Annotated in this window: 11 protein-coding genes; 6 read left to right on the top strand and 5 right to left on the bottom strand. The window is 70.7% G+C overall.

Annotated elements, in window-relative coordinates:
• Window positions 1–60: 60 nt before the first annotated feature.
• Together NGF19_RS03515 and NGF19_RS03510 are read right to left on the bottom strand one after the other, a co-directional pair.
• Window positions 61–762 carry a class I SAM-dependent methyltransferase gene (locus tag NGF19_RS03515; RefSeq protein WP_252422064.1) on the bottom strand — a complete coding sequence of 234 codons (702 nt, stop codon included), beginning with the start codon at window positions 760–762 and terminating at the stop codon, window positions 61–63.
• Window positions 763–845: 83 nt separating this feature from the next.
• Entirely contained in the window at window positions 846–1,475 is a 630-nt protein-coding gene (locus NGF19_RS03510) for a DUF3043 domain-containing protein (RefSeq protein ID WP_252422063.1), read from the bottom strand.
• A gap of 333 nt (window positions 1,476–1,808) precedes the next feature.
• Between NGF19_RS03510 and NGF19_RS03505 the strand changes: the two genes are divergently transcribed.
• The 5 genes from NGF19_RS03505 (at window position 1,809) to NGF19_RS03485 (ending at window position 8,256) form a co-directional block, all read left to right on the top strand.
• Window positions 1,809–2,591, top strand: a complete 783-nt coding sequence (locus NGF19_RS03505; protein ID WP_252422062.1) for a PspA/IM30 family protein — start codon at window positions 1,809–1,811, stop codon at window positions 2,589–2,591.
• Window positions 2,592–2,629: 38 nt separating this feature from the next.
• Window positions 2,630–2,911 carry a PspA-associated protein PspAA gene (pspAA, locus tag NGF19_RS03500; RefSeq protein ID WP_252422061.1) on the top strand — a complete coding sequence of 94 codons (282 nt, stop codon included), beginning with the start codon at window positions 2,630–2,632 and terminating at the stop codon, window positions 2,909–2,911.
• 33 nt (window positions 2,912–2,944) lie between these two features.
• Window positions 2,945–4,189 carry a sensor histidine kinase gene (locus NGF19_RS03495; RefSeq protein WP_252422060.1) on the top strand — a complete coding sequence of 415 codons (1,245 nt, stop codon included), beginning with the start codon at window positions 2,945–2,947 and terminating at the stop codon, window positions 4,187–4,189.
• Between the two features lie 22 nt (window positions 4,190–4,211).
• Window positions 4,212–4,892 (top strand): response regulator, encoded by a 681-nt coding sequence (locus NGF19_RS03490; RefSeq protein WP_252422059.1) that lies wholly within the window; start codon window positions 4,212–4,214, stop codon window positions 4,890–4,892.
• A 220-nt stretch (window positions 4,893–5,112) separates the two neighbouring features.
• On the top strand, window positions 5,113–8,256 hold the full coding sequence (locus NGF19_RS03485; RefSeq protein WP_252422058.1) for an efflux RND transporter permease subunit: 3,144 nt from the start codon (window positions 5,113–5,115) through the stop codon (window positions 8,254–8,256).
• A 60-nt stretch (window positions 8,257–8,316) separates the two neighbouring features.
• Here the strand turns inward: NGF19_RS03485 and NGF19_RS03480 are convergent, their stop codons facing one another.
• Both NGF19_RS03480 and nadA read right to left on the bottom strand, forming a co-directional pair.
• Window positions 8,317–8,895, bottom strand: coding sequence for a Uma2 family endonuclease (locus NGF19_RS03480; RefSeq protein WP_252422057.1), 579 nt, complete (start codon window positions 8,893–8,895; stop codon window positions 8,317–8,319).
• 171 nt (window positions 8,896–9,066) lie between these two features.
• Complete coding sequence (nadA, locus tag NGF19_RS03475) at window positions 9,067–10,251, bottom strand: quinolinate synthase NadA (protein ID WP_252422056.1); 1,185 nt, start codon at window positions 10,249–10,251, stop codon at window positions 9,067–9,069.
• 348 nt (window positions 10,252–10,599) lie between these two features.
• Between nadA and NGF19_RS03470 the strand changes: the two genes are divergently transcribed.
• Window positions 10,600–10,956: an iron-sulfur cluster assembly accessory protein gene (locus NGF19_RS03470; RefSeq protein WP_252422055.1), complete on the top strand. Its 357-nt coding sequence runs from the start codon at window positions 10,600–10,602 to the stop codon at window positions 10,954–10,956.
• 81 nt (window positions 10,957–11,037) lie between these two features.
• Here NGF19_RS03470 and NGF19_RS03465 read toward each other — a convergent pair whose 3' ends face one another.
• A complete protein-coding gene (locus tag NGF19_RS03465) occupies window positions 11,038–12,543 on the bottom strand; it encodes a hypothetical protein (RefSeq protein WP_252422054.1) in 1,506 nt (501 codons plus the stop codon).
• Between the last annotated feature and the right edge of the window lie 167 nt (window positions 12,544–12,710).

The following is a 12,710-nucleotide window of genomic DNA, read 5'->3' as shown; positions in this document are numbered from 1 at the left end:
CCTGTCAGGGCCGCGCTCCGGCTTTCCCGACACCGCCGAACGAGTGCAGGACCCGGTCCCTCAGCCGCGTACCCCGCACAGGTGCAGCAGCGCCGCCACGCGCCGGTACGGATCGGTTCGCCCTGCCCGCTCCTCGGCGTCCAGCAGGAGATCGACGTCCGGGGGGATCGGTGCCCCGTCGGCGGCCGTGTCCGTGAAGACCCGCACCCCGTACCAGGTGTGCAGCGGCGCCCCGATCCCCGCGAGCGTCGCCGTCAGCGTCTCCAGCCGGTCGGCTCGTACGTCCAGGCCCAGCCGGTTGGTGTACAGCGTCGTGTCGAAGGCGGCGAGCGCCCCGCTCCAGTCCCCGGACAGGCCGGGCCGCATCGCCAGCGCGTCGCCGTTGCGGACGAGCAGCGACAGCAGGCCGCCGGGCGCGAGCATGCGCGCCAGCCCCGCCACCAGCGGATCGGGCTCCTCGACGTACATGAGCACCCCGTGGCACAGCACCACGTCGAAGCTGCCCGGCAGGAAGTGGACGCCCGTGTCCCGGCCGTCGCCCTCGATGATCCGCATCCGCTCCCGGATGCCCTCGGGCTCGGCGGCGAGCGCCGCGCGCGCCGTGCCGATCATCGTCGGGTCCTGCTCGATCCCGGTGACCCGGTGCCCGGCCCGCGCGAGCCGCAGGGCCTGCGTGCCCTGGCCCATGCCCACGTCGAGGATCCGCAGCCGCTGGCCGACCGGGAAGCGCCCCGATATCTGCTCCTCGAGCTGCCGGGCCACCAGCTCCTGCCGTACGACGTCCCGCAGACCGCCCAGCTTGCTCAGCCAGGCGTCCGCGGCGCCCCCGGAGAAGGAATCCGTGCTCAGGGCCGCTCTCCGCGCTTGACCTGCGGCTTGGGCAGCCGGAGTCGGCGCATCTGAAGCGACCGCATCAGCCCGTAGGCCACCGCGCCCCTGCGATTGTGGTCGGGGAAGCGCTCGGCGAGCCGCTTGCGCAGCCGGAACCCGGAGAAGATCGCGTCGACCACGATCGCGACGATCGCGACGAGCCACAGCAGCAGCGCGAAGTTCTGCAACGGCGCCACCCGGATCATGGTCATCACGAGGATGATCACGGCCAGCGGCAGGAAGAACTCCGCGACATTGAAGCGCGAGTCGATGAAGTCGCGGGCGAACTTGCGGACGGGACCCTTGTCCCGCGCCGGCAGATACCGCTCGTCACCGCTGGCCAGCGCCTGGCGCTGCTTCTCCAACTGGACGCGGCGCGCCTCGCGCTGCCGCTTCGCGGCGTCCTTGCGCGTCATGGGGGTCTGGGCGACGCTGCGGCGCTGGGACTGGGCCTCACTGCGCTTGGGCGTGGGCCTGCCCTTCGGGGCCTGCGGGTCACGGGGCTGCTTGGAGTCGGTCACCAGCGCCTTGTCGGCGGCTTGGGCCTTCTCTTCCTTGGCACGGCTACGGAACACAGAACCCAAGGGTACGGGGTTCGCCCGCATGGACCCCAGCCGAGTGGGGAACGATCCGGCAACACCGGTCGTCCGTAGGGGACAGAGGGGCTGCGAGGGCGGGGTCGGAAGGGCAGGGCCGCAGGGGCTCCTCGGGGTCGGTCGGGTCGGTCGGCCAGCGGGTCCGGGCGCCTTCCCGCAGGTAGCCTTGGGGGCATACCTCCTCCCTGGGCCGGAGCGGGATCGCGGACAGTCGTCCTTGCGGATGACCTCATCCGTTCCCGAACAGTGCGGTAATGGTGGCGGGGCCCGTACTGTGGGTTCTGTTGCAGAGCTGGAGCTGAGTCCGTCAGAAGGGGGCGCGCGAAGCCCATGAGCGGTGTCATGAAGCGTATGGGGATGATCTTCCGCGCGAAGGCGAACAAGGCCCTTGACCGGGCCGAGGACCCGCGCGAGACCCTCGATTACTCGTACCAGAAGCAGCTTGAGCTGTTGCAGAAGGTGCGCCGCGGCGTCGCCGACGTGGCGACGAGCCGCAAGCGCCTGGAACTGCAGCTCAACCAGTTGCAGAGCCAGTCCTCCAAGCTGGAGGACCAGGGCCGCAAGGCCCTCGCGCTCGGTCGTGAGGACCTGGCCCGCGAGGCGCTGTCCCGGCGCGCCGCGCTCCAGCAGCAGGTGACGGACCTGGAGACCCAGCACCAGACCCTGCAGGGCGAAGAGGAGAAGCTCACCCTGGCGGCCCAGCGCCTCCAGGCGAAGGTGGACGCCTTCCGTACGAAGAAGGAGACCATCAAGGCGACGTACACGGCCGCCCAGGCGCAGACCCGGATCGGCGAGGCCTTCTCCGGCATCTCCGAGGAGATGGGCGATGTCGGCCTGGCGATCCAGCGGGCCGAGGACAAGACGGCCCAGCTCCAGGCCCGCGCGGGCGCCATCGACGAACTGCTCGCCTCGGGCGCGCTGGACGACCCCTCCGGTATGGCCAAGGACGACATCCAGGCCGAGCTGGACCGGCTCTCCGGTGGTACCGATGTGGAGCTGGAGTTGCAGCGGATGAAGGCGGAGCTGGCCGGCGGCTCGTCCTCGCAGCAGGCCATCGAGGGCGGTACGGGCCAGGGACAGCAGTCCTCCCAGCCTCAGGACACCCCGCGCTTCGACAAGCAGTGACCCGGTCATCCATCGGCGCCCACGCCCGAGGAGGCGACATGATCGTACGGATCATGGGGGAGGGGCAGGTGAAGCTCGACGATGCCCACTTTCCCGAGCTGAACAAGCTGGACGACGAACTGCTCCGCGAGATGGACAGCAACGACGAGCAGGGCTTTCGCCGCACCCTGCACGCACTCCTGGACGAGGTCCGGCGGCTGGGCACCGCGCTGCCGGACGACGCCCTGGAACCGTCGGAGCTGATCCTTCCGGCGCCGGACGCCGACCTGGAGGAAGTCCGCCGGATGCTGACGGACGACGGCCTCTTCCCCGGCGGGTAGCAACGCTTTCACCCCCGGCGAGGTTGGGCTGATGTGAGCATCCTGGAACGCACCAGGGACGGCCTGCGGGCCCACCCCCTGGCCCTGGACGCCGTCCTCGCGGCCGGCGTCCTCATCAGCATGGTGGCGGGCTCCTTCGTGGACCCCCGCGCCGAGGCCGGACCCACCTGGGGCGTCCGCACGCCGAGCGCCCCCGGCCTCACCCTCATGGCGCTCAGCGCCGCCGCGCTGGCGCTGCGCCGCCGGTGGCCGATGGCCGTCCTCGCGGTGACGACCGCGTTCTCCCTCGTGGACCTCGTCACCGCCGACCCCCGTACGCCGGTCACGATGTCCGCGGTCGTCGCCCTCTACACCGTCGCCGCCACCACCGACCGCCCGACCACCTGGCGGGTCGGCATCCTCACCATGACCGTGCTCACCGGCACCGCCATGCTGGTCGGCCCGCTGCCCTGGTACACCCAGGAGAACCTCGGGCTGTTCGCGTGGACGGGCATGGCCGCGGCCGTCGGTGACGCCGTCCGCAGCCGCCGCGCCTTCGTCGACGCCATACGGGAGCGGGCCGAGCGGGCCGAGCGGACCCGCGAGGAGGAGGCCCGCCGTCGTGTCGCCGAGGAGCGGCTGCGGATCGCCCGCGATCTGCATGATGTGGTCGCCCATCACATCGCGCTGGTCAATGTGCAGGCCGGGGTCGTCGCCCATGTCATGGACAAGCGGCCCGACCAGGCGAAGGAGGCCCTCGCGCATGTCCGCGAGGCCAGCCGCGCCGCGTTGGACGAACTCCGCGCCACCGTGGGCCTGCTCCGGCAGTCCGGCGACCCCGAGGCGCCCACCGAGCCCGCCCCCGGCCTCGCCCGGCTCGACGAACTCGCCGACACCTTCCGCAACGCCGGTCTCCCCGTGGAGATCGCCCGCGCCGACCACGGCACGACCCTGCCCTCCGCGCTCGACCTGGCCGCGTACCGCGTCATCCAGGAGGCCCTCACCAATGTGCGCAAGCACGCGGGGCAGGAGGCGAGAGCCGAGGTGAGCGTGGTGCGGGTGGGAACGAACGTGGAGATCACGGTGCTCGACGACGGCGCGGGTGACGCCGTCGACGCCGACTCCGACTCCGGGGACACGAGCGGGCACGGCGGGCACGGTCTGCTCGGGATGCGCGAGCGGGTCACCGCCGTCGGGGGTGCCCTCACCGCAGGTCCCCGCTTCGGCGGCGGCTTCCGGGTCCATGCGATCCTGCCGCTCACGAACCACGCGACGACGACCGCCGGGGGAACCGCGTGACCACCGGCCCGAAAGGACCCGTATGACCATCCGCGTCCTGCTCGCCGATGACCAGGCGCTGCTCCGGAGCGCCTTTCGGGTCCTGGTCGACTCGGAGCCGGACATGGAGGTGGTGGGCGAGGCCTCGGACGGCGCGGAGGCGGTGCGGCTGGCGAGCGAGGCCGCCGCCGACGTCGTCCTCATGGACATCCGGATGCCCGGCACCGACGGCCTCGCGGCGACCCGGCTCATCAGCTCCGATCCGGCCCTGGACCATGTCCGGGTGGTCATACTGACGACCTTTGAGGTCGACGACTACGTGGTCCAGTCGCTGCGCGCCGGGGCGTCCGGCTTCCTCGGCAAGGGGGCCGAGCCCGAGGAGCTGCTGAACGCCATCCGGATCGCGCACGGCGGCGAGGCGCTGCTGTCGCCCACCGCGACGAAGGGGCTCATCACCCGCTTCCTGGCCCAGGGCGACGGGGACGACGGCCGCGACCCGGCCCGCTCCGACCGGCTCGGCACGCTCACCGGACGCGAGCGCGAGGTGCTGGTCCAGGTGGCCGGGGGGCACTCCAACGACGAGATCGCCGAACGGCTGGAGGTCAGCCCGCTCACGGTGAAGACTCATGTCAACCGGGCCATGGCCAAGCTGGGCGCGCGCGACCGGGCCCAACTGGTCGTCATCGCCTACGAGTCCGGGCTGGTGCGGCCGAGGACGGACTGAGACCGACCGGCGTACGGAAGCGGAAGCCGCACCGCACGGGACCGCCGGTACACCGATGGGTGGACCGGCCCCCGTTGGGCCGTACTGCGCCCGCAGTAGGCTCTGCGGCAGAAATGGACCGTGGGGCGACGGAACGGCACCTGCCGATGGACCAGGGTGTAGGGGTGGGCGCTCGTCTGCGTCCCGACCTTCCGCTCAGCCAACAGAAAGACGCCGACCCATGTCCTGGCTGTCACGCTTCAGCCTCGCGCAACGGGCCCTGATAGGTCTGATGTCGATCGTCGCGATCGTCTTCGGGGCGATCGCGATACCTCAGCTCAAACAACAACTCCTGCCCACCATCAACCTCCCCATGGTGTCGATCCTCGCGCCGTACCAGGGCGCGTCGCCCGACGTGGTCGAGAAGCAGGTCGTCGAGCCCCTCGAGGACAACCTTCAGGCCGTCTCCGGCATCAAGGGCGTCACCGCCAAGGCGAGCGAGGGCAACGCCGTCATCATGGCGTCCTTCGACTACGGCAACGACACCAAGCAGCTCGTCGCCGACGTGCAGCAGGCCGTCAACCGCGCCCGCGTCCGGCTCCCGGACTCGGTGGACCCGCAGGTCATCGCCGGTTCCACGGACGACATCCCGACCGTGGTCCTCTCCGTCACCTCGGACAAGGACCAGCAGGCCCTGTCCGACCAGCTCGACAAGACCGTGGTGCCCGCGCTGAAGAACATCAGCGGCGTCGGCCAGGTGACCGTGAGCGGCGTACGCGACGTCCAGGTCACCGTCACGCCCGACGACGCGAAGCTCGCGCAGGCCGGGCTGACCCCGGTCGCCCTCGGCGAGGCACTGAAGGCGGGCGGCGCGACGGTTCCCGCGGGTTCCTTCGACGAGAACGGCGGCAACCGCACGGTCCAGGTCGGCGGCGGCTTCACCTCGGTGCGGCAGATCGAGGACCTGAGGGTCGCGGGGGAGCCGGGCAAGAAGCCAGTGCGCCTCGGTGACATCGCCACGGTCCGTCAGGAAGAGGCCAAGGCCGACTCGCTGACCCGGACGAACGGCAAGCCCAGCCTCGCCGTGGTCGTCACCATGGACCACGACGGCAGCGCGGTCGCCATCTCGAAGGCGGTCAAGGACAAGCTGCCCGAGCTGCGCAAGAACCTCGGCTCCGGCGCCACCCTCACGGTGGTCAGCGACCAGGGCCCGGCGGTCTCCAAGGCCATCAGTGGTCTGACGACCGAGGGCGGTCTCGGTCTGCTCTTCGCGGTCCTGGTGATCCTGGTCTTCCTGGCGTCCATCCGCTCCACCCTCGTCACCGCGGTCTCCATCCCGCTGTCGGTGGTCCTGGCCCTCATCGTGCTGTGGACGCGCGACCTGTCGCTGAACATGCTGACGCTCGGCGCGCTGACCATCGCCATCGGCCGGGTCGTCGACGACTCGATCGTGGTCCTGGAGAACATCAAGCGGCACCTCGGCTACGGCGAGGAGCGCCAGACGGCGATCCTCGCGGCGGTCCGCGAGGTGGCCGGCGCGGTGACCTCGTCCACGCTGACCACGGTCGCCGTCTTCCTGCCGATCGGTCTGGTCGGCGGCATGGTGGGCGAGCTGTTCGGCTCGTTCTCCCTCACCGTGACGGCGGCCCTGCTGGCCTCGCTGCTGGTGTCGCTGACGGTCGTCCCGGTCCTGTCGTACTGGTTCCTGCGCGCCCCCAAGGGGACGCCCGAGGACGCGGAGGAGGCCCGTCGTCTCGCGGAGGCGAAGGAGGCCAAGAGCCGTCTCCAGCGCTTCTACGTGCCCGTGCTGCGCTTCGCCACCCGCCGCCGCCTCACCAGCGTGGCCATCGCGGTGGTCGTCCTGGTCGGCACCTTCGGCATGGCGCCCCTGCTGAAGACGAACTTCTTCGACCAGGGCGAGCAGGAAGTCCTCAGCATCACGCAGAAGTTGAAGCCGGGCACGAGCCTGGCGACGACGGACGCCTCGGCGCGGAAGGTCGAGAAGCTGCTCGCTGGGGTGAAGGGCGTCAAGGACTACCAGGTCACCGTCGGCTCATCCGGCTTCATGGCGGCCTTCGGCGGCGGTACGGACACCAACCAGGCCACGTACTCCGTCATGCTGGACGACTCGGCCTCCTCCGACGACGTACAGAAGCAGGTCGAGGACGGACTGGCGAAGCTCTCCGGGGTCGGCACGACCACGGTGTCGGCGGGCGACGGCTTCGGCAGCCAGGACCTGAGCGTGGTCGTGAAGGCGGCTGACGCGGACGTCCTGCGCAAGGCCTCGGAGCAGGTCCGCGCCCAGGTCGCGAAGGTCAAGGACGTCACGGATGTGACGAGCAACCTGTCGCAGAGCGTGCCGCGTATCTCGGTCAAGGCCAACTCCCACGCCGCGGCGGCCGGTTTCAACGACCAGACGCTGGGCCTCGCGGTCGCGCAGGCCGTGCAGGGCACCCCGACCGGCAAGGCGATCCTGGACGACTCCGAGCGGGACATCGTCATCAAGGCGGCCAAGCCCGCCACAACGCTGGCGCAGCTCAAGAACCTGCGCGTCGGCGCGGCGAAGTTGGGCGACATCGCGGACGTGAAGCTGGTGGACGGCCCGGTGTCCACGACCCGGATCGACGGCCGGCGCGCGGCGACCATCACGGCGCGCCCGACGGCCGACAACACGGGCGCGGTGAGCGCCGACCTCCAGTCGAAGATCGACGCGCTGAAGCTGCCCGCGGGCGCGACGGCGGAGATCGGCGGTGTCTCGCAGGACCAGAACGACGCGTTCAAGAACCTGGGGCTGGCGATGCTGGCGGCGATCGCGATCGTGTTCATGCTGCTGGTCGCGACGTTCCGCAGCCTGGCCCAGCCGCTCATCCTGCTGGTCTCCATCCCGTTCGCGGCCACGGGCGCGATCGGTCTGCTGGTCGCCACGGGCACCCCGATGGGTGTTCCGGCGATGATCGGCATGCTGATGCTGATCGGCATCGTGGTGACGAACGCGATCGTGCTGATCGACCTGATCAACCAGTACCGCAAGCAGGGCTACGGCGTCGTGGAAGCCGTCGTCGAGGGCGGCAGGCACCGTCTGCGCCCGATCCTGATGACGGCCCTGGCCACGATCTTCGCGCTGCTCCCGATGGCCCTGGGCATCACGGGCGAGGGCGGCTTCATCGCCCAGCCGCTGGCGGTGGTCGTGATCGGCGGACTCATCACGTCCACCCTGCTGACCCTGCTCCTGGTCCCGACCCTCTACGCCATGCTGGAACTCCGCAAGGAGCGCCGCGCCAAGAAGAAGGCGGCGAAGAAGGCGAAGAAGACGGGCGTTCCCGCTCCGACCACGGAGTCGGAGTCGGACTCGGACACGGACGAACCGGAACCGGCAGGCGTGTAGAACGGGTTTCACGCGGAAGGGGCCGAGCTTGCTCGGCCCCTTTCCCGTCCCCTGCGGACGTCAGAGGAAGTCCGTGGTCTCCAGGTCGAAGGCGAACGGCTCGGGGAGAGCGAGCGACTTGCCGAACGGAAGCGTGCTGTGCTGCCGGTAGTCGTCACCTCTCGGGTCGCTGAACAGCGTGACGGAGGAGTCGTCTCGGTCGATGAGCAGGTAGAGGGGAATACGACCGCGGGCATAGCAGCGGCGCTTCGCCTCGCGGTCCGTCTGGGGCTTGCTGGACGTCACTTCGAGCACCATGGCGACACCGTCGCAGGGCATCCAGGAGCCAGCGCCGCGGTAGAGGTCCAGGTCCAGCGGGGCGAACGTACCGTCGGGAACCAGATAGTCCCTCGGGCAGGCACCCCCGCTCCGGAGCTTCAGCCCCTTGTTGCCGGAGAAGTCCATGTCGATCCGGGACCGCCTCACCACCTGCCTCATGATCCGGCTGATGTAGTGCTCGTGATCCCCGTCCGGCGGCGGTGTCACAACGATCTCCCCCTCGATCAGTTCCGCTCGGAAGCCCTCGGGGGTGTCGAGACCCATGAAGGTCTCCAGCAAGCCCTCGGCCGCGGTGATCGGCTCATGCGCAACAACACTCATGTCACGCCCCTCCTTATGTCGCTTGTCAGAGTGAGCCATCGGAAGATCACCTGCCCATGAGATCGGGACCCGTTCCCTCGATCGTGGCACAGGGTCACGGTCGCCGTCAGGAACACGACGAGGGGCGCCCCGCCGTGCGACGGGGCGCCCCTCGATACGTGTGCGTGCGCGCTACGGCAGCGCCAGCATGCGTTCCAGGGCCAGCTTCGCGAACTTCTCCGTCTCCTGGTCGACCTGGATGCGGTTGACCAGGTTGCCCTCGGCCAGGGACTCCAGCGCCCACACCAGATGCGGCAGGTCGATGCGGTTCATCGTGGAGCAGAAGCAGACCGTCTTGTCGAGGAAGACGACCTCCTTGCCCTCCGGAGCGAAACGATTCGCCAGGCGGCGGACCAGGTTCAGCTCCGTGCCGATGGCCCACTTGGAGCCCGCCGGGGCGGCCTCCAGCGTCCTGATGATGTGCTCCGTCGACCCCACGTGGTCGGCCGCCGCCACCACCTCGTGCTTGCACTCGGGGTGCACCAGGACGTTCACGCCCGGGATCCGCTCGCGCACGTCGTTCACCGAGTCGAGGTTGAAGCGCCCGTGCACCGAGCAGTGGCCCCGCCACAGGATCATCTTCGCGGCGCGCAACTCCTCGGCCGTCAGCCCGCCGTTCGGCTTGTGCGGGTTGTAGACGACGCAGTCCTCCAGGGAGATCCCCATGTCCCGTACGGCCGTGTTGCGGCCCAGGTGCTGGTCCGGCAGGAACAGGACCTTTTCGCCCTGCTGGAACGCCCACTCCAGGGCGCGCTTGGCGTTGGAGGAGGTGCAGATCGTGCCACCGTGCTTGCCGGTGAACGCCTTGATGTCCGCGGAGGAGTTCATGTACGAGACCGGTACGACCTGCTCGGCGACGCCCGCCTCGGTCAGCACGTCCCAGCACTCGGCGACCTGCTCGGCCGTCGCCATGTCGGCCATCGAGCAGCCCGCGGCGAGGTCCGGCAGGACCACCTTCTGCTCGTCGGAGGTGAGGATGTCCGCGGACTCGGCCATGAAGTGCACACCGCAGAACACGATGTACTCGGCCTCCGGACGCGCCGCCGCGTCCCGTGCCAGCTTGAAGGAGTCGCCCGTGACGTCCGCGAACTGGATGACCTCGTCACGCTGGTAGTGGTGCCCGAGTACGAAGACCTTGTTCCCGAGCTTCTCCTTGGCCGCGCGGGCGCGTTCGACCAGGTCCGGGTCGGACGGCGCGGGCAGGTCGCCGGGGCACTCGACGCCTCGCTCGCTCCTCGGGTCGGCCTCGCGGCCGAGCAGCAGGAGCGCCAGGGGCGTCGGCTGTACGTCGAGCTCGTGGGATTGGGCGGTGGTCACGGCACCCACCCTTTCTGTTCTGCGGCTCGCCGGCCCTGATCCGGCCGGCGGGACATGCGGGACAATCCTTTTCGTCAAATTGACGCTATCTATCATATCCGGTTCACGTCAGATTGACGATGCCCGCCCGGTCGGATGTGACGTGAATCCCGCCGCCTACCGCGCACAGGTGCGCCCCGCGCGCCCGTCACACGTCTGTCCACACGCCGGTGTCCGCACGTCGGCGCGTGTGCGAGCATGAATGAAGGAAGAAGCGAGAAGACACGCCTTCGGCCCGGAATGAATCCGCGGCCGCGCCGGTTGCAACTCGTCGGCAAGCCGTCTCCGTACAACCCGGGAGAGATGTAGATGTCCGTACAGGACGAGAAGACCACCGTCACCGACGGCATCATCCTGACCGACGCCGCCGCGGCCAAGGTCAAGGCCCTGCTCGACCAGGAAGGCCGGGACGACCTGGCGCTGCGCGTGGCGGTTCAGCCCGGCGGCTGCTCCGGCCTGCGCTACCAGCTCTTCTTCGACGAGCGTTCCCTCGACGGCGACGTGGAGAAGGACTTCGGCGGAGTCAAGGTCGTCACCGACCGCATGAGCGCTCCGTACCTCGGCGGTGCCACGGTCGACTTCGTGGACACCATCGAGAAGCAGGGCTTCACCATCGACAACCCGAACGCGACGGGTTCCTGCGCCTGCGGCGACTCCTTCAGCTGAGCCGCACCTTCCCCCGCGTAGCACGTACGTGAGGCGGCGCCCCTCCTGACGGGGGCGCCGCCTCACGCATGCCGGGTACCTCTACTGGGGCTGCAGCGCCCCGGGGCCGCCGGAAGCCGCCTCGTCCGCGGTCTGTCGCGGGATCCGCCTGCCGTCCGCGTCCACCACCGGGCGGTCGCCGAGCGGCGCCTTCAGATGCAGCGTGCGGTGGTAGACCTTGGCGATCATGATGCAGACCTTGTCCGGCCAGGGCGTCTCGGTCACGGTCACCGTCACCTTGCCGTCGCTCTCGCGCGCGGACGCCGCGTAGTCCGCGCACACCCCGCCCTGGAAGGCGAGGGTCAGGTCCTTGCCGTCGGCGCTGTAGCCCTGTACTGCCACCTCGCCCCGCGTCGGTGCCGACGACGGTGTGCGCGGGCCCGGTTCCTCGCTCGGCCGCCCTGCCGACCGGGGTGCGGTCAGATAGCGCGGGTCGACCGCCGGACGTGCCACCGTGGCGGCGCTTCCCGCGCCCTCCTCCCGTACGTCGAACAGCCACGACGGAACCAGGACCGCCGTCCCGTTCACGGAGCCCCGGTCAAGACCGAACACCGCGTCCGTCACGGTCGCCGACGCCCGCCCCGCCGCCGTGGCGGGCGCGCCGCACGGCTTCTCGTCCCGGCCCTTCAGCGGTACGGGGCGCGCGCAGCCGCCCATGCCCTTGCGGCCGTTCGACGTGGGCGCGCCGTTCATCAGGTCCAGGATCCGCCGGGCGCCGAGGACCGGGTACACGGCGCCCTTCACCGGCGCCTTCAGTTGGCCGTTGCCGCCGGTCACCTCGCCGTCGGCGGCCACATGCAGGACCGTCGACCAGCCGTGGGTGGGCAGCCCGCCGACGACCGGATCGGCGGTCACCATCCGGGCGGAGCCCAGCAGACGGTGCGCGTCGACCGCCGCGCCGCCCTGGCCCAGCGCCTTCAGCACGGGCACGGCGGCCTGCTTCGCGACGGCCTCGCTCACCGGGGCGTCCTGGGCGGACGGACACGACTCGGCAGGCGCGCAGCCGGGGGCGGAGCCGGGCGCGTAACGGCTGAACGTCCAGGTCCCCGGCGCCTGGACGGGCACCCGCAGGCTCGCCCCCGAACCGTCGCGCGCGCCCCCGACCGTCCAGTCCCCGCCGACCCGCTGCGGCGTGCCGCTCACGTCCAGCGCCTTGGCGAGCCGCGCCACCTCGTCCCGCGTCACCTCGCCCTTCGCCGCGTACACGGGCGCGGACGCCGGGCCGTCGGGCAGCGTGCCCTGCGCGCGGTACGTCATGCCGTACGGGTCGGGCTCACCGATCGCGATGCCCTGCGACGGGCCCGCCGCGCCGGGATCGTCCAGGGCCAGCGCCGGGGGAGCGCCGCCGCCCGGCGTCGAGCCGCCCGCGCGGCCCGGGTCGTCGGAGGCGCTCGCGGCCAGATAGGTCCCGCCGCCGCCCACCAGCAGCACCGCCGCCGCCACCGAGGCGACGATCACCGGGGTACGCCGCCTCGGCGGTGCGGCCCCCTCCCTGGTCCCGGTGACTTCGGTGGTGTCCCGGGCGTCGTCGGCCGGCTCGGTGTTCACCGCATCGCTCCTTCGGCTTCGCTGCAGTACCAGCAGACCCCGCCGCGGTGAGAGACGCGCGGGCGAGGTCGTACTCCGTATCCCCCTGACAGGGGACAGCGATGGGACGCGGCGGGGGAGCGCGCGGTTCCCTCGCGAGCGCTCCCGGAGGGTGCGAAGAAACAGCT

Source organism: Streptomyces macrolidinus, assembly GCF_023887685.1.
GTDB classification, from domain to species: domain Bacteria; phylum Actinomycetota; class Actinomycetes; order Streptomycetales; family Streptomycetaceae; genus Streptomyces; species Streptomyces macrolidinus.
The sequence above is the reverse complement of the archived record's forward strand: the minus strand, read 5'-3'. Positions and strand labels throughout refer to the sequence as shown.